This is a genomic window from Caballeronia sp. 11_S32 (assembly GCF_056930355.1).
Genome location: NZ_JBXOWH010000004.1, coordinates 511247 through 536504, shown reverse-complemented (window position 1 = coordinate 536504; position 25258 = coordinate 511247). Strand labels below are relative to the sequence as shown.

Sequence of the window (25258 nt, the reverse complement as noted above, 5' to 3'; positions counted from 1 at the left end):
TATCAGGGTTTTCCGAAGGAGACACGGAAGATGAAAACCGATCAGGTGATCGTCAGCTTTCGCGGCGTGCGAAAGACCTATGACGGCGAAACGCTCGTCGTCAAATCGCTCGATCTCGATATCTATCAGGGCGAATTCCTCACGCTGCTCGGGCCGTCCGGCTCCGGCAAGACGACCTGCCTCATGATGCTCGCGGGCTTCGAGTTCCCGACCGGCGGCGAGATCTGGCTCGACGGCAAGCTGCTCAACAAGGTGCCCCCGCACAAGCGCGACATCGGCATGGTGTTTCAGAACTACGCGCTTTTTCCCCATCTGTCGGTGCAGCAGAACGTCGAATATCCGCTGACGGTGCGCAAGATGTCCGCGGAGGAACGCGCGTATCGCGTGAACAACGCGCTCAAGATGGTGCGCATGGAGAGCTTCGCGAAGCGTTATCCCGCGCAGTTGTCCGGCGGCCAGCAGCAGCGCATCGCGCTTGCCCGCGCGCTCGTGTTCGAGCCCAAGCTCGTGCTGATGGACGAGCCGCTCGGCGCCCTCGACAAGCAGTTGCGCGAGCACATGCAAATCGAGCTCAAGGCGCTGCATGAAAAGCTCGGCGTCACCTTCGTCTACGTGACGCACGATCAGGGCGAAGCCCTCACGATGTCCGACCGCGTCGCCGTATTCGACAAGGGCATCGTGCAGCAGCTCGACACCGTCGATCATCTCTATGAAGCGCCGTGCAACGAGTTCGTCGCGAACTTCATCGGTGACAGCAACCGGTTGCGCGGCACCATCGAACAGACGCAAGGCGATTTCTGCGAGATCCGTCTCGCGGACGGCACGCGCCTGTCCGGCCTCAATGTCGCGAACGCAAAACCGGGTGCGTCCGCCATCGCGTGTATCCGGCCCGAGCGCATGAAGCTCACGCAAGGCAACGGACACGCCAACGGCAACGTCAACGCGCTATCCGGCGAGGCGAAGAGCCTCATCTATTTCGGCGATCACGTGCGCATGCGCTGCGGCGTGCGCGAGCAGGACGAGTGCTTCGTCAAGGTGCCGCTCGGCACCGCGGCGCTCGACGGCTTCGCGCCCGGCGCACCCGTCGCCCTCGAATTCGCGCCCGAGCATTTACGCGTGTTCGCCTGAATCCGAAGCAAGCGCTTCGCTTCCCACCCGTCGTTTCACTGATAAAACCAAACCGACAGAGGAAACCATCATGAAGAAGTTCGCATCGTGCTCAACGGCGGCCGCCGCCGCACTCCTTTTCGCGTCCGCCGCTCATCTGGCGAACGCGGCGGAGATCACCGTCGTCAACTTCGGCGGCGCGAACGGCGACGCGCAGAAGGTCGCGTTCAACCAGCCGTTCGAGCAGTCGACCAAGAACAAGGTCACGGCCGTCGAGTACAACGGCGAACAGGCCAAGGTCAAGGCGATGGTGGAAGCGAAGCACGTCAACTGGGATGTGGTCGAGGTCGAATCGGGCGATCTCGGCCGCGGCTGCGACGAAGGCCTTTACGAGAAACTCGACTGGTCGAAGATCGCGAAGAAATCAGACCTCGTGCCCGAATCGCCGGCGACGTGCGGTGTCGGCTTCTTCGTATGGTCGACGGCGCTCGCCTACAACGCCGATAAGCTCAAGACTGGCCCGGCAAGCTGGGCGGACTTCTGGGACACGAAGAAATTCCCCGGCAAGCGCGGCATGCGCAAGGGCGCACGCTACAACCTCGAATTCGCGCTGATGGCCGACGGCGTCGCGCCGAAGGACGTCTACAAGGTGCTCGGCACGAAGGCCGGCGCTGACCGCGCATTCAAGAAGCTCGACGAACTGAAGCCGAATATCCAGTGGTGGGAAGCGGGCGCACAGCCGCCGCAGTTCCTCGTCGCGGGCGATGTCGTGATGTCCACCGCCTACAACGGCCGCATCGACGCGGCGCGCAAGGAAGGCAAGAACCTGAAGGTCGTGTGGAACGGCAGCATCTATGACCTCGACTACTGGGCTATTCCGAAGGGCTCGCCGAACAAGGACGTGGCGCAGCAGTTCATCGCGTATTCGGTGTCGCAGAAGCCGCAGGAGGTCTATGCGCAGCACATCGCGTACGGTCCGGTGAACAAGGCCGCGATCTCCGCGCTCGACGCAAAGACCAAGTCCGACATGCCGAACTCGCCGGAGAACGCGAAGAACGCGGTGCTGCAGGACATGGCGTTCTGGACCGACCACGGCGACGAGCTCGAGCAGCGCTTCACCGCGTGGGCATCGAAGTAAGCGTATTTCAGCTGGCATGACGGCCGCGCTCCCGTGGGGCGCGGCCGGGAAGGAGACACCAACGTGAACACCATGACGATCCCCGCGGACGACTCGCGCGAATCGAGCGCGCGTCTCAAGCGCGAACTGAAGATCGCCGATGCCAAGAAGCGCGCCATGGCGCTCGTGCTCATCGCGCCACTCGCCATTTTCCTGTTCCTGATTTTCGTGGTGCCGATCGGCGCGCTGCTCACGCGCGCCATCGAAAATCCCGAAGTGGCGAACGCGCTGCCGCATACCGGCGCCGCGCTCGCGAAATGGGACCGCAAGACGCCGCCATCGGATGAAGCGTATGCCGCGCTCGCGCAGGATCTCACCGCGATCTCGGAAGGCGAATCGATGGGCGCGCTCGCCCGGCGCCTCAACACCGAAATTCCGGGCTACCGCTCGCTCGTCGCGAAGACGGCGCGCGCCATGCCCCTGACCGGCGACGACGGCAAACCCCTGCCCGCCGCGCAGATCAAGTCGAAGATTCTCGACATCGACGAACGCTGGAACGATCCCGCCTACTGGCAAGCAATCGCGAAGAACGCGGGCCGATATTCGCCCTTCTACCTCCTCGCATCGCTCGATCACAAGCAGAACGGCTTCGGCGATATCGTCCACGCCGATCCAGACCAGTCGATCTATCTCAACGTCTTCGGCCGCACGTTCGTAATCGGCTTCGGCGTGACGCTGTTCGCGCTGCTGCTCGGCTACCCGCTCGCCTACTGGATCTCAACGCTGCCCGCGCGCCGCGCGAACCTCGTGATGGTGCTCGTGCTGATTCCGTTCTGGACCTCGGTGCTGGTGCGCGTCGCCGCGTGGATCGTGCTCTTGCAGAGCGAGGGCCTCGTCAACAAGGCGCTGATCGGCAGCGGGCTGATCGGTTCGCCGCTCGCGCTGCTCTTCAACCGCGTGGGCGTCTATATCTCGATGACGCACATCCTGCTGCCGTTCATGATCCTGCCGCTCTACAGCGTGATGAAATCCGTGCCGCCCACTTACCAGCGCGCGGCGGTATCGCTCGGCAGCCATCCGTTCGCCGCGTTCTGGCGCGTGTACGTGCCGCAAACCTATCCGGGCATCGGCGCGGGCGTGCTGCTCGTGTTCATTCTCGCGATCGGCTACTACATCACGCCGGCGCTGCTCGGCGGGCCGAACGACCAGATGGTCAGCTATTACATCGCGTACTTCACCAACGTGACGATCAACTGGGGCATGGCCTGCGCGCTCGGCGCGCTGCTGCTCGCCGCGACCCTCGTGTTGTATGTGATCTACGGACGCTTCACGCGCTCGAACGTGAGCCTGGGGTAAACAAAGATGAAACTCGCCAAACCGATGTTCGCGCCGCACACGTCAGCCATCGAGCGCGTCTGGTATTTCACGTTGCGCATCGTCTGCGTGCTGATCCTGCTATATCTGATCCTGCCCGTGCTTGCGATCGTGCCGCTGTCGTTTTCATCGAGCACCTTCCTCGTCTACCCGATTCCGGGCTGGTCGATGCGCTGGTATCACAACCTCGTCATGTCGCAGGAATGGCGCATGGCGGCAAAGAACAGCTTCATCGTTGCGCCTTCCGCAACGCTCGTCGCGACGATCCTCGGCACGCTCGCGGCGGTCGGGCTGACGAAGGCGAACTTCATCGGCAAGGGCGTGCTCATGGCCGTGCTCATTTCGCCGATGATCGTGCCGGTGATCGTCGTCGGCGTCGGCATGTATCTGTTCTTCGCGCCGCTCGGCATCGCCAATACGTATTTCGGGCTGATTCTCGCGCACGCGGCGCTCGGCGTGCCCTTCGTCGTCACGACGGTCGGCGCGACGCTGCAGAACTTCAACCACAATCTCGTGCGCGCGAGCCAATCGCTCGGCGCGAGCCCCCTGACGACGTTTTTCCGTGTGACCCTGCCCGTTATCGCGCCGGGCGTGATCTCGGGCGCGCTGTTCGCGTTCGCGACCTCGTTCGATGAAGTCGTGGTCACGCTCTTCCTCGCCGGCGCCGATCAGACGACGCTGCCGCGGCAGATGTTCACCGGCATCCGCGAAAACATCAGCCCGACCATTGCGGCGCTCGCGACGATCCTCATCGTGTTCTCGACGAGTCTGCTGCTGGCGCTGGAGTGGCTGAGGGGTCGGGCGGCGAAACGCGCGATCGCGGGATAGGGCGGGCGGCGGACCGCGCAAGGTATGCCGGACTGGCGCAAACGCCCGCGCGGTGAGCCATCTGCTTGCACCTCGCGCTCTTGCGAAGACCACCAACTGAGTCGATCTGAGGCGTTCCCGGGCCGCCAACGCGGCCGGGCCGTTCTGCTTGGGCCAACAATGGCTCAATTGACCTGCGGACGCTGCAGTCGTCGCCGGAATTAGCCTCGCGTATCGGTCCGCGGTGAGCCTCTCAGACCGGTTCGAAGCCCCGCCAGCAAAGAAACAAACCGGGCCGCGCGCGCCCCTCTCGGCCCGCCGGCAAAGGCGCTCGGCCACCTCCGCCCCGATTATTCGTATCAGCGGGATAGTGTATTCACTGATGCAGTATTTATCGGAATGTGCTTAATGACGTACGTTCTAGGTCGAGTCAAAGCCTGGAACAATGCCATGACAGCTGTTTCGAAAAGAGCGGACCCGTGGTCACAGACGGTTCACCTGCTCGAAGCGATGCCCACGGACATCGCTCGCACCGCGCCATCCCAAAAATCCGCGCGCGCCGAGAGCGCGTTTCTCGAGCGCCTGACACGCGACTGGAATCGCACGCATCCGCATCATTCCGACGATCGACTGCCGTTCCCGCAGGCGATCGTGCGCGTGATCGAGCGTCCGAGCAGCGCGACCGCGCTCGTCTATTGGTCCGACCCCGGCACGTGCCATTACGGCTATCAAGGCTGGCGCGCGACCACGGCGACGGCCGAGGGCGTGTGCTCCCTGTCGGGGATGCCGATTCATCGCGGCGATCAGGTGTATCGGCCGTCGCAACGCGATCCAAAGCCGCAAAACGCCGCCGCCATGATCCTCGCCGCCGCGATGCCCCGGAACAGCGAGGAAATGGAAGTCGACATGCACGGCTGACCTGCGGCGGCATACGAAAGCGGCGGCAAGACCGGCAGCGCTAGCCGATGCCGGTTCTGCCGCCGCTCGCCATCAATAGCCGACCGTGAAGCGCTGCCTGATGTGGGCGTCGTGCTCGAACTCGTCGAGGAAGGCGATCGCGAAATCGTCGAAGGAAATCCAGCTGCGGCCGCGGCCGTCGACGAGGAGTTCGTCCACACCGATACGGAATTTCTGCGTTCGCGGCCCGGCCACGAATTCCGCCGACGGCGAAACGAAGGTCCAGTCGATGTCGCGTTCACGGCGCAGCGCGTCCAGAAAGGCCGCGCCCGCCGTCGCCTCCGGCTTGTACGCGGCGGGAAAGTCCGGCAGATCGAGCACGCGCTGCCCCGGCGCCGCATAAAGGCTGCCCGCGCCGCCCACCACCAGCAGGCGCCGCACGCCGGCGCGCTTCACCGGACCGGCGATCGCCTCTTCCGGCACCGTGACGAAGCGCGTAGCGCTGAACACGGCGTCGTGCCCGGCGATGGCAGTCGCAAGAGCATCTGCATCGAGCGCATCGACGCTTTGCGGAATCACGCCGTCTCGCGGCGGGAGACCGGACGCGTCGCGAGCAATCGCCGTGACCGTGTGTCCGCGCCGCAACGCCTCCTCCAGCAGACGGCTGCCGACATTGCCCGTCGCACCGATGATCGCGATCTTGCTCATTGCCAACTTCTCCTTTTGTAACGGCGTTCAAGCCGGCATCGTCCAACCGGACGGTTCATGATAAAGCGAAATAAACCGTGGCACCGGCAGCGCCTTCGATAGAGTTTATTTCCGCGCGGGAGGGAATCCGAGAACCGATTCCCGCATGGTCACAATTAAAAGCATACGTGGCAAAGTTATGGTCATGCAATTTCCGGGCCGATTTACGGCGCGGCAAGCCATACCGACACGCCATTGTCATAATGAAACAGCGCATTCGGCAGCGCGGCTCACCATTAAACTGGAGGCCCCGCACTCTTTCGAGATGCGCGACAGCGGCGATTACCGGCGCGCCGCGCGCAGCAGTTTCGGAGCGAGTTTTCAAATCGAAGTCGCCAAAATGTCATGACATTGGTTTATATTGCAGTTCCTCGCCGCTCCATTACCGGAAGGAGTTAATCGTGAAGAATCCGCAATTGCAGGGTGCCATCGAAGGACGCGACAATCCGGCAGGCGAAACCGCCTACGAACCGATTCCGGTTCGCGCAGTCTCAAAGGAGTCGGCCGACCAACCCGGCTACTCCGATTCGTTGGACATCCCGCTCAATTACGGCATCGTGATGGACGCAGTCAGGGACGCGGTACGCGCGAACCCGTAAGCGTTCAACAGCTCATGCAAAGCGCCCCACTTGGGGCGCTTTTTTTTTCGCCGTGTGGTTGCCGACTGTAGTGGACACACGGCTCGATGATGTCAATAAGTCTGATGAATCAGGTGGTTAGCAGCCTTTCCGGTAAGCGATTCCGACAAATGTCAATCGGTGCGAATCTGAGCCGACACCGTCGATCCGCTCGATTAACGAGATGGTACACTGCCGCCTCCGCTGCGCCGGCCCCCATGCCGCGTCGCCGCGACGAGTCTCGTGGGTGTCGATATTTCGTCCATGCCAAAAGGCTCTAAACGCCCGAATTGGGCCTCCTGTGGCCGCCTTTTCCGCCGATCCGACAAATCAGCCCGCTGCTAGTGTTTCTACTGGCGAAAAAAACCACATTGAAGTAAGTTCAGACGTGTAATAGCGCCTGGACAAATGTCCGGATCAATGCTCGCGGGTTAAATGGGAATCCCGGCGAGGACGTAACCAAGACCGATCAACCACGTGCTGCGGCTCGCGCCCTGCCGAACGAGAACATGGCCGCTATTTTCGATTACCTGTTGGACAGTCAGATCTCCAGGCAATGGCGCGGGCTGCTGGCCGCGCTTGCCGACGAATTCGAAACGCAGATCGGGCGCAATGAACTGCGCCAGTTGATGCACCGCGTGGGCAGCCGATTTGCCGATGCCCGCCCCCTGCCGCCCTGCGATTCGACGGCGGCGCTCGCCGACGCGCTCAACGCCTTGTGGAGCGACACCGACTGGGGCTTCGTCGAACTGTCCGACGAGCGCGACTATCTGAGCATCGTGCATTACTGCGCGCCTCTGCCCGCCTTCGGCGAGCGCGCGCTCGCGTGGACGCCCGCGTTTCTCGAAGGGGCTTATCAGCAGTGGCTCGCCGCGCTCGGCGCGCAAGGACTCGCGATCAGGCAGGCGAGCGAGTTCGGCGACGACTCGGCCATCGAATTCAGACTCGCGCGCGTCGCGGCCTGAAGCGTCCAGCGCAATCCGACCGCCGCCCCGATGCGGCGGCTTCGACCGCCCTGACGGGCGGCTCAAAACAGGCAGCACCGGCCAGGCATCAAAAAAGCACGACGAGGAAGCGGCACCATGAATACTTCGCGCGACATCGAGAAGCTGTTCGATCATTTCGGCGGCAATGCAGGCAACTATCAGGAAATCGGACGGGAAAACGAAGCCAGGACCGCCCGCACCCGCTGGCCGCTGCTCGCCACGCTCGACTTCGCGCAGCCGTCGATTCCCGAGATCGCGCCGCCGCGCGATGCGCAACCGGGCTCGCCACGCACACGCTCGTATGAACCCTCGGGCGAGCCGGCCGAAAAGCCGACGCCGATTCATCGCGGCAAGCAGCAACTCTTCACACGCCCCCATCGCCGCACGATTCCGCCGGTCAATCCGCCCGCGGCGGAGTCGCTGAGCGCATTGCGCTTTTCGGTGCTCGGCGAATCGGTGTCGAATCAAACCGGAACGATTCCGGATTCCGCAGCCGCTTTCGCGGCGAGCGTGCCGCCTGTTCAAACGCCGGTCGAGTCCAGCCCCGTCGCGAATGACGCCGAAAAACCCTCGCGCGCGGCAGCCACGTTCGGATCGAACTTCGCGGCGCGCCGCACGACAGCTCAGGTTTCACCGGTAACGCCGGCCGCCGAAGCGCCGCGCACGCCCGAACCCGCGGCCGCCGCGCCGCAATCGATCCTCGGCAAGCTTTTCAAGGCAAACGCCCAGAACACGCCCAGCGCGCCCGCCAGTTCGCTCGACGCCATGTTCGAGCGGCTGCGCCGCGCCAGTCCGCAGGCCGGCGAACCCACGAACACGCAAGCAGCCGCAGGCCACGCCGCGCGCGCGAGCCGCCTCTCACGCTCATGAAAGTCATTACGGTAGTTTCCGCGAAGGGCGGTGTCGGCAAGACGACGCTCGCCGCCAATCTCGCCTCGGTGCTCGCCGCGCGCAGCCGCCGCGTGATCGTGCTCGATCTCGATCCGCAGAACGCGCTGCGCCTGCACTTCGGCATTCCGCTCGACAGCATCGACGGCATTTCGCGCGCGACGCTCAGCCGCGATCCGTGGCAGACCGTGATGTTCGACGGCGTCGACGGCGTGACGGTGCTGCCCTACGGCGCGGTGACCGAGGATGACCGCCGCCGCTTCGAGGCGCTCGTCGACAGCGATCCTGCGTGGCTCGCGCATTCACTCGACTCGCTCGCGCTCGACGCGAACGACATCGTGATCGTCGACACGCCGCCGGGCTCGTCGGTCTACACGCGCACCGCGCTCACGGCCGCGAACTTCGCGCTGAACGTGGTGCTTGCCGATGCCGCGTCCTATGCGGCGATCCCCGGCATGGAGCGCATGGTCGATGCCTACGCCGCGCCGCGCCCGGATTTCGCGGGTCAGGGCTATGTCGTGAATCAGGTCGATCAGTCGCGCCAGCTCAGCAAGGACGTGCTGAAGGTGCTGCGCAATATGCTCGGCACCAAACTGTTCCCCGGCGTGATCCATCAAGATGAAGGGGTCTCCGAATCGCTCGCGTGCGATACGACCCTGATCCATTACGATCCGCTTTCGCAAGCCGCCGCCGATCTGCGCGCGTGCGGTGACTGGCTCCTTTCCGCCATCGACGCGATGGCCGCCTCATCGAGGAAACTCGCATGAGATCCGCGAAGATCCCATCGCCGGAAACGGAGGTCAGCGTCGCGACTTCGCGTCTCGAACGTTTCGTCGATGCGGGCATCTGGCGCAGCCGGATCGTCGTGATCCTGCTGACGGTGTTCGCCGCGTTCGCGCTGTATTTCGTCGTCACGGTGCCGCTCGCGTTCGGCCAGCAGCTCGCGTTCGCGACCATCTGCTTCCTCTGCGCGCTCGGCTTCCGGCGTCTGCAAGGACAGTACGCGACGCTCGTGATGATCATGCTGTCGGTGGCCGCGTCGGGCCGCTACATGTTCTGGCGTCTGACGGAGACGACTTACTGGGAGCGTCCGCTCGACGCCGCCTGGGGCCTGTTGCTCGTCGCCGCCGAAGTCTATGCGGCGCTGGTTCTGCTGCTCGGCTACTTCCAGACCGCGTGGCCGCTCAAGCGCAAGCCCTTGCCGCTGCCCGCCGACCGCAGCCAGTGGCCGACAGTCGACGTCTTCATCCCGACGTACAACGAGCCGCTCTCGGTCGTGAAACCCACGATCTACGCGGCGCTCGCGCTCGACTACCCGGCCGACAAAATCGCGATCCACGTGCTCGACGACGGCCGCCGTCCCGAGTTCAAGGCGTTCTGCGAGGAAGTGGGCGTCAACTGGACGATCCGCACGCACAACCGTCATGCGAAGGCGGGCAACATCAACGAGGCGCTGAAGATCACCAAGGGCGAATTCCTCGCGATCTTCGACTGCGACCACATCCCGACGCGTTCCTTCCTGCAGATCTGCCTCGGCTGGTTCCTGCGCGACAAGCTGCTGTCGATGCTGCAGACGCCGCACCACTTCTTCTCGCCCGATCCGTTCGAGCGCAATCTCGGCACGTTCCGCAAGGTGCCGAACGAAGGCGAGCTGTTCTACGGCCTCGTGCAGGACGGCAACGATCTCTGGAACGCGACCTTCTTCTGCGGCTCGTGCGCGGTGCTGCGGCGCTCGATGGTCGAAGAGATCGGCGGCATCGCGGTCGAGACCGTGACGGAGGATGCGCACACCGCGTTGAAGCTGCATCGGCTCGGCTATACGACCGCGTATCTCGCGATTCCGCAGGCCGCCGGGCTCGCCACCGAAAGCCTGTCAGGCCACATCGGGCAGCGCATCCGCTGGGCGCGCGGCATGACGCAGATCTTCCGCATCGACAACCCGCTCACCGGCAAGGGCCTCAGGATCGGTCAGCGGCTGTGCTATCTCAACGGCATGCTGCACTTCTTCTATGGCGTGCCGCGTCTCGTGTTCCTCACGGCGCCCTTGTCGTATCTCTTCTTCGGCGCGCATGTGATCGAAGCGGCGGCGAGCACCATCGCGGTCTTCGCGCTGCCGCACATGATGCACGCGAGCATCACCAACTCGCGCATGCAGCGCAGCTTCCGCCACTCGTTCTGGGCCGAAGTGTACGAGTCGGTGCTGGCGTCGTACATCACCGCGCCGACGCTGCTCGCGGTCATCAACCCGAAGCTCGGCAAGTTCAACGTGACGGCCAAGGGCGGCCAGATCGCGAAGGATTACTTCGACTGGTATATCTCGCGGCCTTATCTGTTCCTCCTGCTGCTGAACCTGCTCGGCTTCGTCGCGGGCATCGTGCATATCGTCATGTACTGGCACATCAGGAGCGAGGTGAACACGACCATCCTCAACCTCTGCTGGACGGTCTACAACATGCTGATCCTCGGCGCATCGGTGGCGGCGGCGAGCGAGCGCAAGCAGGTGCGCGCGACGCATCGCGTCACGATGAAGATGCCCGTGATGCTCAAGTTCTCGACCGGCCGCACGCTCGCGTGCGAGACCATCGACTATTCGGAAGGCGGCGTGGGCGTCGCGCTGCCCGCCAAAATCGAAGTGCCGATGCACGAGCGCGTCACGGTCTCGCTCTTTCGCGGCGACGAAGAGTATGCGTTCCCCGCGACCGTCGGCTATACGGAACCCGGCCGCGTCGGCCTGCGCTTTTCGCAGCTCACGCGCGAGCAGGAATACGACTTCGTGAAGACCACTTTCGCGCGCGCGGACGCCTGGACCGGCTGGTCCGAGGGACGCCGCCCCGATACGCCGCTGCGCGGCCTGTCGCACGTGCTGCTGGTGGGCACGCGCGGCATCGCGGGATTGTTCGAGCATTTGTACAGCGACCTTCGTACCTGGATGAACAAGCGCCCGGTGGATGTGAAGAAGCTGAAAACCAAAGACCAATAATGGGCATGGGTATGTCGAAGTTGCGCGTTGAAAACGAAACGGGCGCGCGCGCGCCGCGTTTTTGTGAAAGGCCTTTTGTGCGCGCGCTGGCCGTCTTCATGGCGTTGCAGACCGCGTTCGCGGCGCCGGTCGCATCGGCTGCGGCGGCCGCCGCATCGGAAAGCGCCGCGGCGGGCGCGCAGCAGGCCACCGGCGTCGGCGCCGTGCCCGCGCCGAGCCCGTCCGTCGTCTACAACCCGGCCACGATCGGTCAGCCCGCGCTCGCGATGCCCGTGCCCGCGTTCTCCGGCAAGTCCGACAAGCCCTTAGGCTCGCGCACGCCGACCACGGCCGATCCCGGCACGCTGGTTCCGGGCGGACGCCGCCAGACGCTCAGCTTCGCCGACTACGGCGCGCTCGATCCGCTGCAATTGCGCGGCACCGACGGCCAGAACGGCATCGCGTTCTCCGTGCGCGGCGACGAAGTCGTGACGGGCGCGATCCTGCATCTGATCTACAGCTATTCGCCGTCGCTTTTGCCGTCGATCTCGCAACTGAAGGTGCTGATCAACGGCGAAGTGGCCGCGACGCTGCCCGTGCCGCGCGATCAGGCCGGCGTGCTGGTCGCGCGCGATGTCGCGATCGATCCGCGCTTCATCACCGAGTTCAATCACCTGAACGTACAGCTGATCGGCCACTACACGCAGCAGTGCGAGGATCCGTCGAACTCGACACTGTGGGCGACCGTCAGCAACGCGAGCTCGCTCGATCTCACGTACGCGTCGATCGCGAACAAGCCCGATCTCGCCGCGCTGCCGCAGCCGTTCTTCGACCGCCGCGACGTGCGCCGTCTCGAGCTGCCCTTCGTGTTCGCGGGCAAGCCGAGCCTGCCCGCGCTCGAAGCGGCCGGCATGGTCGCGTCGTATTTCGGCTCGCTCGCGGGCTATCGCGGCGCGATCTTCCCCGCGCAAACCGACAACGTGCCGCTTTCGGGCAATGCCGTCGTGTTCGCGGTCGGGGATGCGAAGGTCGCGGGCGTCGACATTCCGCCGGTCTCCGGCCCGACGATCGCGCTCGTCGATCGCGATGCCAACGCGCGCGGCCGCATCCTGCTCGTGCTCGGCCGCGACGACGCGGAACTGAAGACCGCCGCGAAGGCGCTCGGCGTCGGCCAGAACGCACTGAGCGGCACGAACGCGACGATCACGCAGTTCAACGACCTGCAGCCGCGCCGCCCCTACGACGCGCCGAACTGGCTGCCGACCGACCGCCCCGTGCGCTTCGGCGAGCTTGCGGAAGCGCGCGATCTGACCGCGCACGGCTACGACGCCGACGCCGTGCGCGTCAACCTGCGCGTGCCGCCCGATCTCTTCATGTGGCAGACCAAAGGCGTGCCCGTCGATCTCGGCTATCGCTACACGGTGCGCCCGGCGCCGGACCGCTCGTCGCTCAATATCAGCGTGAACAACGGCTTCGTGCAGTCGCTGCGCATTCCGGCGGTGTCGACATCGACCTTCGATCTCGGCCACTACTTCAGCCGCGTGCTGCCGGACAAGACCGTCGCCGCGCGCCGCGAGATCTATCTGCCGCCGCTGCTCATCACGCCGCGCGCGCAGTTGCGCCTGCACTTCTACTACGACATCCCGAAGACCGGCGAATGCACGGGACGCGTGCTCGATAACGTCGTCGGCGCGATCGATCCGAACTCGACCATCGATCTGTCCGGCTTCCCGCACTACATGGCGCTGCCCGATCTGGCGGCGTTCGCCAACGGCGGCTTCCCGTTCACCCGCATGGCCGATCTTTCGCAGACGGCGGTCGTGCTGCCGAACGAGCCGAATTCGGCCGATTACAGCCTGTATCTGCTGGAGATGGGCCGCATGGGCGCATCGACGGGCTATCCGGTGACGGGCGTCACCGTGACGAGCGCGAACGACGTCGACCGCTTCGCCGACAAGGATCTGCTGCTTCTCGGCTCGCCGGGCCGTCAGCCGCTCCTGCAGCGCTGGGCGAAGAACATGCCCTTCTCCGGCGACGGCGACGCGCGCACCTTCCAGCTTTCCGATGTCGCGTTCAAGGTCGTCGACTGGTGGCATGGCGAGCAGGGCCCGGAACGCTCGCCGGCGCGCGCGGATCTCTCGCTCGTCAGCTCGAACGGCGATGCGCTCCTGACCGGCTTCGAATCGCCGCTGAAGAGCGGGCGCAGCGCGGTGGCGCTCATCAGCGCGGCGGGCCAGTCGGACGCCGATCTCTCCGCCGCCCTGCTCGACAACGACCTGCTGCCTTCCATTCAAGGCGCGATGGCCGTGATCCATGGGCGCACGGTGACGGTCACGTCGAACGGCGAGGCGTACTACGTCGGCCATCTGTCGCCGATGCATTACATGCGCTGGGCGCTGTCGTCGCATCCGCTTCTGCTGGTGCTGAGCGGCGTGCTCGCCGCGCTCATCATCGCCGCCCTGTTTTACCGCGCGCTGCGCTCGATCGCCGCGCGGCGCCTGAGGGATTGATATGCGGGTATTCACCGCCAGGTTTTTTGCTGGTGCAATCATCGCCGCCTCGGCGGCAAGCGCGCAGGCCGCGCAGCAATGCGACTGGCCCGCGTACCGTCTCTTCGTGGAGCGCGTCGTGCAGGCCGATGGCCGCGTGATCGACCGCTCCACCGACGCGCAGCAGACCACATCGGAAGGCCAGTCCTACGGCATGTTCTTCGCGCTCGTCGCGAACGACCGCGCGACCTTCGATCGTCTGCTCAACTGGACGCGCAGCAATCTGTCGGCGAATCAGTTCGACGCGAACAACCTGCGCCTGCCCGCGTGGCAATGGGGCAGGAAGCAGGACGGCTCGTTCGGCGTGATGGATCCGAACCCGGCATCCGATGCCGATCTGTGGATCGCCTATGACCTGTTCCAGGCTGGCCGGCTGTGGAAGGAACCGACCTACACGAAGCTCGCCTACGCGCTCGCGACGCAGATCGTGAAGCAGGAAGTCGTCGATCTGCCGGGCCTCGGTCCGATGCTGCTGCCCGGCCCGCAAGGCTTTCGCACCGGCGACGTGACGCGCCTGAATCCGAGCTATCTGCCGCTGCCGCTGTTGCGCGGCCTCGCGCATGAAATGCCCGACGGCCCGTGGACGAAGCTCGCGCAGAACGCCGCGAGGATGGTCAAGGTCACCTCGCCGCGCGGCTACGCGCCGGACTGGGCGGCGTACCAGGCAAACCCGAACGGCCAGTTCGCCGTCGATCCGAAGAACGGCGATGTCGGCAGCTATGACGCGATCCGCGTCTATCTCTGGGCCGGCATGGCGGCGAGCGGCGATCCGCTCGCGCGGCCGTGGCTCGATGCGCTCGGCGGCATGCGCCAGAGCGTCGCGCAGACGGGTTTTCCGCCGGAGAAAGTCAACGTGACGACCGGCGCGGCCACGGGCGAAGGCCCGCTGTCCTACTGGGGGGCGCTTGCGCCCTACTTCAAGGCGCTGAACGACGAGCGCGGCCTCGGGCTTGCGCGCACCCATCTCGAAGCACTGACCGCGCCGCCGGGCGCGGGCCGCGAGCCGGTCTACTACGACCGCGTGCTCGGCCTGTTCGGCGGCGGTTTCATCGACGGGCGATATCGCTTCGATGAAAACGGCCGTCTCCAGCCGAACTGGAGACGCGCATGCTGATCCGGGCCAGACAACGCGTGATCGCGGCGCTGATCTGCGCCACGCCCGTATTGGCCTTCGCGCAGGCCGCCGATCCGCTGACCGTGCTCATCGACCAGGGCAAGTACTGGCAGGCGCACAAGCGCGGCGATCTCGCGGAGCAGGCGTGGCAGAAGGTGCTGCGCATCAATCCGAAGCAGCCCGACGCGCTCTTCGGCATGGGCATGGTGCTCGCCGACCGCAAGGACGGCAGCGGCGCGCAGCAGTATCTCGCGCAGTTGCGTCAGGTCGCGCCGAACTATCCGAACATCGACGAGCTCGGCCGCCGTCTCGGCGAAACCAGCTCGCGCGATCAGACCGTGAACGACGCGCGCCGGCTCGCGCAGAGCGGGCAAAGCGCGTCGGCGGTGCAGGAATACCGGCGCGCGATCGAAGGCAAGCCCACGACGCCGCAGCTTCAGCTCGAGTACTACCAGGCGCTCGCCGCGACGCCCCAGGGCTGGGACGAAGCGCGCCGCGGTCTCGAGCAGCTGGCGCACGAGAATCCCGACGAACCGCGCTACCAGCTCGCCTACGCGCAACATCTGACGTATCGCGATTCCACACGGCGCGACGGCATCGCGCGGCTCGCGAAGCTCGCGAACGACAGTGCCGTCGGCGCGGACGCGAAGAAGAGCTGGCGGCAGGCGCTGCTGTGGCTCGGCGCGCGCGCGTCGGATGCGCCGCTTTATCAGGCGTATCTGCAGGTTTCGCCCGACGACGCCGCCGTGAAGGCGCGCTTCGATTCGATGGTTCAGCAGGACAAGTCGGCACGCGAGCGCGCGCAGGCCGATTCCGTCGTCGATGCGCGCGGCCGCACGGTTGCCGAAGGCTTCACCGCGCTCGATCGCGGCGATCTCGTGACGGCGCGCGCGCGCTTTTCATCGGTGCTCGCGAGCAATCCGAACGACGCCGACGCGCTCGGCGGCATGGGCGTCGCGGCGCTGAAGCAGGAGCGTTTCGCGGAGGCGCGCACGTACCTCGAACGCGCGTCGCGCGCGGGCAATCCGGCGCGCTGGAAGGACGCGCTCACGAGCGCGACCTACTGGACCTATACGAGCGATGCCATCGGCGCGCGCAGCAACGGCCAGATCGCGCAGGCGAAGACGCTGTTCGAGCGCGCGATCGCGATCAATCCCTCCGATGTCACCGCGCAGGTGCTGCTCGGCGAAATGCTGCTCGCGAACGGCGATCCGCGCGGCGCGGAAGCAGCGTATCGCATGGCGCTGCGCCGTCAGGCCGACAATCCCGACGCGATTCGCGGGCTCGTCGGCGCATTGGCCGCGCAAGGGCGCGGCGACGAAGCGCTCGAATTCGCCAATCGCCTGAACACGGAGCAGCAGGCGAAAGCGGGCGGCATCAACAAGCTGCGCGGCGAGGCGCAGGCCGCGCAGGCGCGCGCGGCGGAAGCGCGCGGCGATCTCGGCGCGGCGCGCAGTCTCTTCGAAGACGCGCTCCTCAACGATCCCGACGATCCGTGGCTGCGGCTCGATCTCGCGCGCATCTACGTGCGTCAGGGCGCGGTGGGCAATGCGCGCAGCATGATGGACGGCCTGCTGGCCACGCATCCCGACATGACCGACGCGCTCTACGCGAGCGCGCTGCTCTCGGCCGAAACGCAGGACTGGTCGACGGGACTCGCGCAGCTCGAGCGTATTCCCGCCGCGCAACGCACGCCCGCGATGACGGCCTTGCAGCATCGCCTCTGGGTTCATCAGCAGGCCGATCTCGCGACGCGCGCCGCAGCCGCGGGCCAGCGCGAGCAGGCGTTCGCGATCCTGCGCCGGGCCGAGCCGGTGGCGGCGGGCAATGCCGAGCTGATGGGCGCGGTGGCGTCGGCGTACGTGAAGGCGGGCGATCCGGCGCGGGCGCTCTCGCTCGTGCGCGGCGCGATCGCCAGTGCGCCGAACGACACCGGCCTGTTGCTGCAATACGCAGGCATTTTGTCGGCGACGCAGCAGGAAGCCGAGCTCGGCGGTGTGATGCGCCGCCTGCAGTCGATGCCGCTCACGACGCAGCAGCGCGCCGACTTCAACAATCTGAACGTGGGCATCGTCGTTGCGCGCGCGGATACCGTGCGCCGGCAGGGCGATCTCGCCGCCGCCTACGACGTCATCGCGCCGTGGCTCGCCGCGATGCCCGACAACGCCGATCTCCAGGCGGCGCTCGGCCGCATGTACACATCGGCGGGCGATGACCGCAGCGCGCTCTCCTGCTACCAGAACGCGCTGTCGCGCCGCCCCGACGATGTCGGTCTGCAAACGGCGGCGATGTCGGCCGCGAGCGGCGTGCACGATTTCAAGCTCGCCCAGACCTACGCGAATCAGGCGTATGCCGCCGCGCCGAACGATCCCGGCGTGCTGGCCGCGATCGGCCGGATGTATCGCGCGCAAGGCAAGCTCGATCTCGCCGCGCAGTTCCTGCAGCGCTCGCTCATCGCGGCCAATACGCCCGTGCCGGCCGCCGCGCCCGGTCAGGCGCGCGGCAATGTCCCGCGGGGCTGGGAAAGCGCGATGAGCCGCATCGGCTCGAATCCGCTGCCCGGCACCAATCCGTTCGAAGGCAAGACGGCCGTCGATACGGCGTCGAATCCGGCGCTCGCATCCGGCGCGTCTTATCGTCAGGCCCTTCCTCAGACTTACTCGCAGCCCGTGCCGACCTATCTGCCGCCTCCTCAGCCCGCGCCTTATACCGCGCCCTACGTCGCGCCCTCGCCGGCTCCCGTGCCTCAGGGCGCGCCGCGTCCGGTTTCGGGCGGCGGATATGGACCCGACGCTTACGGCTCAGGGCAGTCCGGCGCGCCGTTGCAGCCGTATCCGGGGCAGGATGCGGGGGCTTCGGCCGGGTATCCGCAGCAGGCTTATCCGCAGCAGGCTTATCCGCAGCAGGCTTATCCGCAGCAGCCTTATCCGCAGCAGCCTTATCCGCAGCAGCCTTATCCACAGCAGCCTTACCCGCAGCAGCAGCCCTACGCCGCGCAAGACCCGTACGCCGCGCCCTGGCCGATGTCGCCCGGCGCGCGCGACGCGCAAGCAAACGCCTACGCGCCCCAGCCTGCCGCCGGCGCGACGAAGAAACCGAAGTCGTCGAACAAGGCGACGACGGCGCGACCCGCCGATCCCTACGCCTACGCCGCGCCGCCACAACCGCAACCGCAGCAATACGCGCAGGCGCCGTACGGCCAGCAGCCTTATTACGCGCCGCCGCAACCCTACGCGCCGCAGTACGCGCAGCAGCCCTACATCCCGCAGCCGCCCGCAGGCTACGCGCAGCCCTACTATCCGTCGCAGGCGCAGCCCGCGCAGCGCGCCGCCGCCGCCGCGACGATGAGCGCCGGCGGCGTTCCCATGCCGGTCGCGAATTCGCAGACGGCGGGCGTCGCGGAAGAGCTCGCGCAGATCAATCGCGAGCAGGCGAGCACGATCTCGGGCGGCCTCATCTTCCGCAGCCGCGACGGCGAGGACGGCCTCTCGAACCTGACCGATATCGAAGCGCCCATCGAAGGCCGCATCAAGGCGGGCAACGGCCACGTGATCGTGCGCGCGACGCCCGTCACGCTCGACGCGGGCACCGCGAGCAGCGAGCCGAACACGCTCGCGCGCTTCGGCTCGGGTCTCGGCGCGGTGGCCAATCCGCCGACGAACAACTACGGCTCGCAGACGGCGACGGGCGTCGGTCTCTCGGTCGGCTACGAGAACCGCAACATCAAGGGCGATATCGGCACGACGCCGCTCGGCTTCCGCGAGACGAACGTCGTCGGCGGCTTGCAGTATCAGAACGCGATCACCGACAAGGTCTCGTACTCGCTCGCCGTCGCGCGCCGCGCCGTGACCGACAGCCTGCTGTCGTATGCCGGCACGCGCGATCAGGGCGCGGGCCTCGCATGGGGCGGCGTGACATCGACAGGCGCGCGCGCCGATCTCGGCTGGGACGACGGCACGAGCGGCGTCTACGTGAACGCCGCGTATCAGTTCCTCGACGGCAATCAGGTCGCGACCAACAACGCGGTGAAGGGCGGCGGCGGCATCTATACGCGCATCATCAAGGACCCGGACCAGACGCTCACCATCGGCGCGAACACCACGCTGATGCACTACGACAAGAACCTGTCGTACTTCACCTACGGCCAAGGCGGCTACTTCAGCCCGCAGCAGTATGTGATCCTGAACTTCCCGGTCGAATACATGGGGCGCACGGGGCTTTTCTCCTACGACCTGAAGGGCTCGATCGGCGTGCAGCACTATCGCGAGGACGCGTCGAACTATTTCCCGACGAACGCCACCTACCAGGCGCGGGCCGCCAGCTCCGGCGCGACGCCCGATGCGGGCGCGGTCTATCCGGGCCAAAGCAAGACGGGCGTGTCGTACTCGATCAACGCGACGGGCGAATATCAGCTCGCGCCGCAGCTCGCGTTCGGCGCGACGGCATCGTTCGGCAACGCGTATCAGTATCGCGAGTGGCTCGCCGCCGTCTACGTGCGCTACAGCTTCACGCGTCAGGGCGGCGTGCAGCCGGCCTTCCCGCCACAGGCGTTCAGCTCGCCGTATCTGTCGCTGTCGAACTGATGTTCTTGCGCGTGCGCTTCGCTTGCGGCTAGGCTTAGGGCCACGGCCGCAAGCGGGCACACGAGCAAGATCAGCCGAATGAAAACACAAAGCGCGCTCGTCGCGAACAACGATCAATTCCTGCGCGACCTTCAGCTCTTCTGCATCGTCGCGCGGCGTTCGAGCTTCATCGCGGCCGCCACCGAAACCGGCATTTCGCCGGCGCACGTCAGCAAGCGCATCGCGATGCTGGAGACGAGTCTCGGCGTGAAGCTCTTCATGCGCACGACGCGCCGCGTGTCCATCACGAGCGACGGCGAAGCGGCCTTCCAGTGGGCGCAAAAGATTCTCGACGACGTGCAAGGCATGGCCGACGCGTTTTCCGGCCTCGACGATCCGCGCGGGCTGTTGCGCATCGGCACGAGCCTGCGGCTCGGGCGGGAGCATGTGTCGCCGGCGCTCACCTTGCTGCGGCGCCGTCATCCGGGGCTCGAGATCTGGCTCGAACTGCTCGACCGGCGCGTGGATCTCGTCGGCGAGAACTTCGATATCGACATTCGCGTCGGTGAAGTGCAGGAGCCGCATCTGATCGCGCACAAGATCGTCGAAAGTTTTCGCGTGCTCGCGGCCGCGCCCGCGTATCTCGAGCGCCGCGGCGCGCCCAAGACGCTCGCCGAACTCGCACAGCACGATTGCCTGCTCTTTCGCGGACGCGATCAGCGCTTCGGCGTCTGGCGGCTCGCCGGGCCGGGCGGCGAGGAAAGCGTCAAGGTGACGGGGCCGATCGCGTCGAACCACAGCGACATCGTGCGCCAATGGGCCGAGGATGGCTTCGGCATCGTGATGGGATCGATCTGGGATGTCGCGTCGAGCCTGCAGAACGGGACGCTCGTGCCCGTGCTGCCCGCTTACCGCCAGCGCGCCGATGTGTGGGCGGTGACCTCGGCGCGCTCGTCGCATTCGGCGAAGATCCGCGTGTGCATCGATTTCCTGCGTCAGCAATTGACGAGCGGTCCTTATGCGCTCGTCACATCCGGCGTCGGCGGGTTCTGAGGCCAGCCGCGTGCGTCGGCACGGCGCAATAGTGATCCGCCACTTTTTGTCCGCAATGGATGCGGTTTGAGTCCACGCGACCAGCGCGCGAGCCGGGTATCTCCCTCCAAACCGTTGTCACACAGTCCTCGGCGCGCATCGCGGCCTGCGCCGAAATCCGCATTTTCCACACATTGTTTCGTTGCGCGGACGTCACGCTCGTCGGGAAAAAGACCCGTCTTCTGCAATGTTTATTTCCAAATGTTTCTGAGACGTGTAATGATACTGATTCGCATTTAATACAATTGCGCCGATAGCCCGTTTCAATCAGGCTCGGCGCGACTGGATGCGCTGTCAGGTTCAGGGCGCTGCCGCCCGCTCCGCTTTGATCGCTGTTCGATCACTTTCGGTAGACGAAAACCCGCTTCGCTGCCGATTCGGATTTCACTAACAAGCATCGGGATAAAAACGAAATGTTGAGGAAAACGCCGCTCGCAGCGGCATTGGTGACTATTGCCGCGGTCCCCATGGCCGCGCCGCTCTACGCCCAAACCGCACCGCAGTCCACGCAAGCCGCATCGCAGAACGCTCCTTCCGCATCTCAAGTCGCGCAAGCGGCTCCCGCCGACGGCGCTCCCGCCGCCACCGCACCCGAAACCGCCGCCCTGCCCGCCGTCAAGGTAACGGGCCAGGCCGACGCGCCTGATTTCCAGCCCGAAATGTCGAGCGTCGGCGCCAAGGTGCCGACGGCGCTGCGCGATATCCCGCAGGCGGTCGTCGTCGTGCCGAAGGCAGTGCTGAATTCGCAGGGCGTGAGCTCGTTCACCGACGCGCTGCGCAATGTCCCGGGCGTCACGATCGGCGCGGCCGAAGGCGGGCAGATCGGCAACAACATCAACTTGCGCGGCTTCTCGGCGCGCACGGACATCTATCTCGACGGCTTCCGCGACCGCGGCCAGTACTATCGCGATACGTTCAATCTCGAATCGATCGACGTGCTCTACGGCCCGTCGTCGCTGTACTTCGGACGCGGCTCGACGGGCGGCGTCATCAATCAGGTCAGCAAGCAGCCGAACCTCAAGCCGCGCGCCGATGTCTCGCTGCAGGCGGGCACGCACGACCGCTATCGCACGACGGTCGACATCAATCAGCCGATGACGGACACCTCCGCGTTCCGCATCAACGCGTTCGGCCAGTCGCTCGGCTCGACGCGCGACGAGATGCACAACAAGGATTACGGCATCGCGCCGGAAGTGAAGTTCGGCATCGGTACGCCGACGCAGGTGACGCTGTCCGCGCTGATCCAGCACAACCGCGATCAGCCCGACTACGGCATTCCGCCGCTGAACGGCCATCCCGCGCCCGTCGACACGAAGACCTTCTACGGCTTCACCGACGACCGCACGATCCAGGACGTGCAGACCGTGAACGCGCGCGTGGAGCACCGCTTCAACGACATGTTCACGCTGCGCAACCAGACGCAGTTCAGCCACTACAGCACCGAGGCGCGCGCGACCAACCCGGCGGCCGTATTGACGGGGCCGCTCGGCACCTCGCCCGCGCTCTCGAACGGCAACTACACGACGCTGCCGCTCACGTCGCTCTATGTGCGGCTGCAAGGCAAGGACCGCAACATCAACGATCACTCGGTCTACAACACGACCGACTTCCAGGGCAAGTTCGCGACGGGTCTCCTGAAGCACGACATGCTCTTCGGCGTCGATCTGAGTCACGAGACGTACAGCAACCAGACCTTCACCGCGACCACGCCGGGCCTGCCGTCGAACACGCTCGCGATCGTGCCGCTCGTCAATCCGCCTTATGTGCCGCGTCCGTCGAACTATCGTGAAGTGGCGACCAATCTCGCGGAATCGAGCGCGAACGGCATCGGCATCTACTTGAACGATACGATCTCGATCGGCGAGCACTGGAAGTGGATCGGCGGCGTGCGCTGGGACCGCTACGAGGCGTCGATCCACAACTCGATCAACGCGCCCGGCTACGCGACGCAGACGAACTACTTCACGAGCGTGCGCACCGGCGTGGTGTGGCAGCCGACGGACTGGCAGTCGTACTACGTGTCGTATGGCACGTCGTTCAATCCGTCGCTCGAAGCGCTCACGCTCACCAACGGCCAGCAGAACACGCCGCCCGAGCACAACCGCTCGTATGAGATCGGCTCCAAGTGGGATCTGCTGAACGGCGGGCTTTCGGTGACGCAGTCGCTCTTCAACATCGACAAGACCAACGCGCGCACGCAGACATCCACGGGCGAGTACACGCTCGACGGCGACGTGCGCGTGCGCGGCTATCAGCTGGGCGTCGCGGGCCACATCACGCGGCAATGGCAGATGTTCGGCGGCTACACGTACATGGACGGCACGGTGCAGAAGGCGTTCGACGGCACCACCGGCAACCAGCTCGCGAACACGCCGCATCACATGCTCACGCTGTGGACGACCTACGACTTCACGCCGGCGTGGCAGATCGGCGGCGGGCCGACGTACGTGTCGTCGCGCTATGCGGCGAACAACAATCTGGTCGAAGTGGGCGGCTACGTGCGCTGGGACGTGATGGCCGCGTATCATCAGAAGCGCTACGATATCCAGCTCAACGTGCTGAACATGACGGACAAGAAGTACTACGACGCACTGATTCCGTCGGATGGCGGACGCGCGGTGCCGGGCCTCGGCCGCACGTTCCTCGCGACGTTGAACTACCGCTTCCGTTGATGTGAAATGAGCGCGCGCCGTGATACATGGCGCGCGCGAAGGCAATAACAATGATCCTCTCGATACCGAACGTGCTGAGCCCCGAAGACACCGCCGCCATGCGCGCGCGTCTCGAAGCCAGCGACTCCTGGGTCGATGGCCGCGCTACCGCGGGCTATCAGGGCGCGCCGGTCAAGCGCAACATGCAGATCGCGGAAGGCTCGCCGATCGCGCAGGAACTGGGCGATGCGATCATCGGCGCGCTGGAGCGCCATCCGCTATTCATCAGCGCGGTGCTGCCCAATCGCGTGTATCCGCCGCTCTTCAACCGCTATGAAGGCGGCATGCATTTCGGCAGTCATGTAGATGGCGCGATCCGCATCGTGCCCGGTCACGGCGCGCGCGTGCGCACCGATGTCTCGGTCACGCTCTTTCTCACGCCGCCCGAGGACTATGACGGCGGCGAGCTCATCATCGAAGATACCTACGGCGTGCAGGAAGTGAAGCTGCCCGCCGGGCATGCGATCGTTTATCCCGCCACGAGCCTGCATCAGGTGCGGCCCGTCACGCGCGGCGCGCGGGTGTCGAGTTTCTTCTGGGTGCAAAGCCTCGTGCGCGATGATACTCAGCGCGCCCTGCTCTTCGATCTCGACAACTCGATCCAGCGCCTCAACGCCACCAACGGCGACGAAGCCGCGAAGCGCTCACTCGTCGGCTGCTATCACAACCTGCTGCGCATGTGGAGCGATACGTGATTCACGCGACGCGCAGGACGTTCGGCTTGGCCTTGCCCACTTCGGCAAGCAGGGCTTCGTCGCGCGCGATCACGTCCGGCAGATGCGCGCGCAGAAACTCAACCCACGTGCGCGTCTTCGCATCGACGAACTTGCGCGACGCATAGAGCGCATAGAGGTTCGTGCGCTGCAGCGTGTGATTCGGCAGCACGCGCACGAGCGAGCCGTTGCGCAAGCCTTCGATCGCCGCATACAAGGGCAACATGCCGATGCCCATGCCTTCGCGAATCGCCACGACGAGCGACTCCGCGATATTCACCTGCACCGGCCCGCTGATCTGCAGCGTCTCGCGCCCTTCGGGGCCTTCGAGCGTCCATTCGCGCGCGGGAAACGCGGGCGTCTGCAAGGTGAGGCAATCGTGCTGCGCGAGATCGGCGGTTTCTTCGGGCGCGCCCCGCGAGCGCAGATACTCCGGCGATGCGCACAGAATGCTGAAGGTTTCGCCGAGCTTGTGCGAAATGACTTCCGAATCCGACAATGCGCTCGCCGAGACCACGGCCACGTCGCTGCTGCCTTCGAAGAGATCGGGCATGCGCTGGGAAAGCGTCAGCTCGACCTTGACATCGGGATACAGCGCGCGATACCGCGCGATGGCCGGCAGGATGTAATGCTGGCCCACGCTCGCGAAGCTGAACATGCGCAGCGTGCCCGACGGATGTTCATGCGCGCAGCTCGCTTCCTCTTCCGCGCCGTCGATGTCGGCGAGAATCTGCCGCACGCGCTTCAGGTAGCGCTCGCCCGCCGATGTGAGCGCGAGACGCCGCGTCGAGCGGTTCATCAGGCGCGTGCGCAAATGGGCTTCCAGTTCAGAGACGGCGCGCGACATCGCGCCGGTCGTCGAGTTCATCGACTGAGCCGCAGCCGTGAAGCTGCCAGCTTCGATCACGCGAGTGAAGACCCGCATGTTCTGTAGGGTATCCATCAAACAGTCACAAATACTTCGGAAGCGTCATTGTCCGACTTTTCCGGGGGGCGATTGTTGTTGAATCCGGAAAGA

Annotated in this window: 19 protein-coding genes; 17 read left to right on the top strand and 2 right to left on the bottom strand. The window is 65.5% G+C overall.

Annotated elements, in window-relative coordinates; translation table 11 throughout:
- The first annotated feature begins 30 nt into the window (after positions 1 to 30).
- The 5 genes from AC1Z32_RS28500 to AC1Z32_RS28480 all read left to right on the top strand — a co-directional run bounded on the left by AC1Z32_RS28500 (position 31) and on the right by AC1Z32_RS28480 (position 5323).
- Positions 31 to 1128: an ABC transporter ATP-binding protein gene (locus tag AC1Z32_RS28500; protein ID WP_483482185.1), complete on the top strand. Its 1098-nt coding sequence runs from the start codon at positions 31 to 33 to the stop codon at positions 1126 to 1128.
- Between the two features lie 70 nt (positions 1129 to 1198).
- Complete coding sequence (locus tag AC1Z32_RS28495) at positions 1199 to 2245, top strand: ABC transporter substrate-binding protein (protein WP_062604195.1); 1047 nt, start codon at positions 1199 to 1201, stop codon at positions 2243 to 2245.
- A gap of 63 nt (positions 2246 to 2308) precedes the next feature.
- Positions 2309 to 3580 carry an ABC transporter permease gene (locus tag AC1Z32_RS28490; protein WP_483482184.1) on the top strand — a complete coding sequence of 424 codons (1272 nt, stop codon included), beginning with the start codon at positions 2309 to 2311 and terminating at the stop codon, positions 3578 to 3580.
- 6 nt (positions 3581 to 3586) lie between these two features.
- Complete coding sequence (locus AC1Z32_RS28485) at positions 3587 to 4426, top strand: ABC transporter permease (protein WP_483482183.1); 840 nt, start codon at positions 3587 to 3589, stop codon at positions 4424 to 4426.
- Between the two features lie 429 nt (positions 4427 to 4855).
- Positions 4856 to 5323, top strand: coding sequence for a DUF3331 domain-containing protein (locus AC1Z32_RS28480; protein WP_483482182.1), 468 nt, complete (start codon positions 4856 to 4858; stop codon positions 5321 to 5323).
- Positions 5324 to 5395: 72 nt separating this feature from the next.
- Here AC1Z32_RS28480 and AC1Z32_RS28475 read toward each other — a convergent pair whose 3' ends face one another.
- Complete coding sequence (locus AC1Z32_RS28475; RefSeq protein ID WP_483482181.1) at positions 5396 to 6010, bottom strand: NAD(P)-dependent oxidoreductase; 615 nt, start codon at positions 6008 to 6010, stop codon at positions 5396 to 5398.
- Between the two features lie 145 nt (positions 6011 to 6155).
- Here AC1Z32_RS28475 and AC1Z32_RS28470 point away from each other — a divergent pair, with 145 nt between their 5' ends.
- The 12 genes from AC1Z32_RS28470 to AC1Z32_RS28415 all read left to right on the top strand — a co-directional run bounded on the left by AC1Z32_RS28470 (position 6156) and on the right by AC1Z32_RS28415 (position 24222).
- A complete protein-coding gene (locus AC1Z32_RS28470) occupies positions 6156 to 6398 on the top strand; it encodes a hypothetical protein (protein ID WP_483482180.1) in 243 nt (80 codons plus the stop codon).
- 52 nt (positions 6399 to 6450) lie between these two features.
- The gene (locus AC1Z32_RS28465) at positions 6451 to 6648 is read left to right on the top strand and encodes a hypothetical protein (RefSeq protein ID WP_483482179.1); all 198 of its coding nucleotides are present in this window, start codon (positions 6451 to 6453) and stop codon (positions 6646 to 6648) included.
- A 527-nt stretch (positions 6649 to 7175) separates the two neighbouring features.
- The gene (gene bcsD / locus AC1Z32_RS28460) at positions 7176 to 7631 is read left to right on the top strand and encodes a cellulose biosynthesis protein BcsD (RefSeq protein WP_483482178.1); all 456 of its coding nucleotides are present in this window, start codon (positions 7176 to 7178) and stop codon (positions 7629 to 7631) included.
- A 117-nt stretch (positions 7632 to 7748) separates the two neighbouring features.
- A complete protein-coding gene (gene bcsP / locus AC1Z32_RS28455) occupies positions 7749 to 8522 on the top strand; it encodes a cellulose biosynthesis protein BcsP (RefSeq protein ID WP_483482177.1) in 774 nt (257 codons plus the stop codon).
- Positions 8519 to 9307: a cellulose biosynthesis protein BcsQ gene (gene bcsQ, locus AC1Z32_RS28450; protein ID WP_483482176.1), complete on the top strand. Its 789-nt coding sequence runs from the start codon at positions 8519 to 8521 to the stop codon at positions 9305 to 9307. Before bcsP ends, bcsQ begins: the two co-directional genes overlap by 4 nt.
- Entirely contained in the window at positions 9304 to 11520 is a 2217-nt protein-coding gene (gene bcsA, locus AC1Z32_RS28445; RefSeq protein ID WP_483482175.1) for a UDP-forming cellulose synthase catalytic subunit, read from the top strand. The genes bcsQ and bcsA overlap by 4 nt, the downstream gene beginning before the upstream one ends.
- On the top strand, positions 11520 to 14009 hold the full coding sequence (gene bcsB / locus AC1Z32_RS28440; protein WP_483482174.1) for a cellulose biosynthesis cyclic di-GMP-binding regulatory protein BcsB: 2490 nt from the start codon (positions 11520 to 11522) through the stop codon (positions 14007 to 14009). The genes bcsA and bcsB overlap by 1 nt, the downstream gene beginning before the upstream one ends.
- Before the next feature lies 1 nt (position 14010).
- The gene (bcsZ, locus tag AC1Z32_RS28435) at positions 14011 to 15162 is read left to right on the top strand and encodes a cellulose synthase complex periplasmic endoglucanase BcsZ (protein WP_483482173.1); all 1152 of its coding nucleotides are present in this window, start codon (positions 14011 to 14013) and stop codon (positions 15160 to 15162) included.
- Complete coding sequence (locus tag AC1Z32_RS28430; protein ID WP_483482172.1) at positions 15156 to 19745, top strand: cellulose synthase subunit BcsC-related outer membrane protein; 4590 nt, start codon at positions 15156 to 15158, stop codon at positions 19743 to 19745. Before bcsZ ends, AC1Z32_RS28430 begins: the two co-directional genes overlap by 7 nt.
- Before the next feature lie 78 nt (positions 19746 to 19823).
- Positions 19824 to 20777, top strand: a complete 954-nt coding sequence (locus AC1Z32_RS28425) for a LysR family transcriptional regulator (RefSeq protein WP_483482171.1) — start codon at positions 19824 to 19826, stop codon at positions 20775 to 20777.
- A 452-nt stretch (positions 20778 to 21229) separates the two neighbouring features.
- Complete coding sequence (locus AC1Z32_RS28420; RefSeq protein WP_483482170.1) at positions 21230 to 23488, top strand: TonB-dependent receptor; 2259 nt, start codon at positions 21230 to 21232, stop codon at positions 23486 to 23488.
- Positions 23489 to 23538: 50 nt separating this feature from the next.
- Entirely contained in the window at positions 23539 to 24222 is a 684-nt protein-coding gene (locus tag AC1Z32_RS28415; RefSeq protein WP_483482169.1) for a Fe2+-dependent dioxygenase, read from the top strand.
- A 1-nt stretch (position 24223) separates the two neighbouring features.
- Here AC1Z32_RS28415 and AC1Z32_RS28410 read toward each other — a convergent pair whose 3' ends face one another.
- The gene (locus tag AC1Z32_RS28410) at positions 24224 to 25183 is read right to left on the bottom strand and encodes a LysR family transcriptional regulator (protein WP_483482168.1); all 960 of its coding nucleotides are present in this window, start codon (positions 25181 to 25183) and stop codon (positions 24224 to 24226) included.
- Positions 25184 to 25258 lie beyond the last annotated feature (75 nt).

Excerpts from the sequence above, each read along its gene's own strand:
- AC1Z32_RS28495 (WP_062604195.1), top strand. The coding sequence starts at position 1,199 with ATGAAGAAGTTCGCATCGTGCTCAACGGCGGCCGCCGCCGCACTCCTT.
- bcsA (WP_483482175.1), top strand. The coding sequence starts at position 9,304 with ATGAGATCCGCGAAGATCCCATCGCCGGAAACGGAGGTCAGCGTCGCG.
- AC1Z32_RS28415 (WP_483482169.1), top strand. The coding sequence starts at position 23,539 with ATGATCCTCTCGATACCGAACGTGCTGAGCCCCGAAGACACCGCCGCC.
- bcsQ (WP_483482176.1), top strand. The coding sequence starts at position 8,519 with ATGAAAGTCATTACGGTAGTTTCCGCGAAGGGCGGTGTCGGCAAGACG.
- AC1Z32_RS28425 (WP_483482171.1), top strand. The coding sequence starts at position 19,824 with ATGAAAACACAAAGCGCGCTCGTCGCGAACAACGATCAATTCCTGCGC.
- AC1Z32_RS28500 (WP_483482185.1), top strand. The coding sequence starts at position 31 with ATGAAAACCGATCAGGTGATCGTCAGCTTTCGCGGCGTGCGAAAGACC.
- AC1Z32_RS28410 (WP_483482168.1), bottom strand. The coding sequence starts at position 25,183 with ATGGATACCCTACAGAACATGCGGGTCTTCACTCGCGTGATCGAAGCT.
- bcsD (WP_483482178.1), top strand. The coding sequence starts at position 7,176 with ATGGCCGCTATTTTCGATTACCTGTTGGACAGTCAGATCTCCAGGCAA.
- AC1Z32_RS28470 (WP_483482180.1), top strand. The coding sequence starts at position 6,156 with ATGGTCACAATTAAAAGCATACGTGGCAAAGTTATGGTCATGCAATTT.
- AC1Z32_RS28475 (WP_483482181.1), bottom strand. The coding sequence starts at position 6,010 with ATGAGCAAGATCGCGATCATCGGTGCGACGGGCAATGTCGGCAGCCGT.
- bcsP (WP_483482177.1), top strand. The coding sequence starts at position 7,749 with ATGAATACTTCGCGCGACATCGAGAAGCTGTTCGATCATTTCGGCGGC.
- AC1Z32_RS28480 (WP_483482182.1), top strand. The coding sequence starts at position 4,856 with ATGACAGCTGTTTCGAAAAGAGCGGACCCGTGGTCACAGACGGTTCAC.
- AC1Z32_RS28485 (WP_483482183.1), top strand. The coding sequence starts at position 3,587 with ATGAAACTCGCCAAACCGATGTTCGCGCCGCACACGTCAGCCATCGAG.
- bcsB (WP_483482174.1), top strand. The coding sequence starts at position 11,520 with ATGGGCATGGGTATGTCGAAGTTGCGCGTTGAAAACGAAACGGGCGCG.
- AC1Z32_RS28420 (WP_483482170.1), top strand. The coding sequence starts at position 21,230 with ATGTTGAGGAAAACGCCGCTCGCAGCGGCATTGGTGACTATTGCCGCG.
- AC1Z32_RS28430 (WP_483482172.1), top strand. The coding sequence starts at position 15,156 with ATGCTGATCCGGGCCAGACAACGCGTGATCGCGGCGCTGATCTGCGCC.
- bcsZ (WP_483482173.1), top strand. The coding sequence starts at position 14,011 with ATGCGGGTATTCACCGCCAGGTTTTTTGCTGGTGCAATCATCGCCGCC.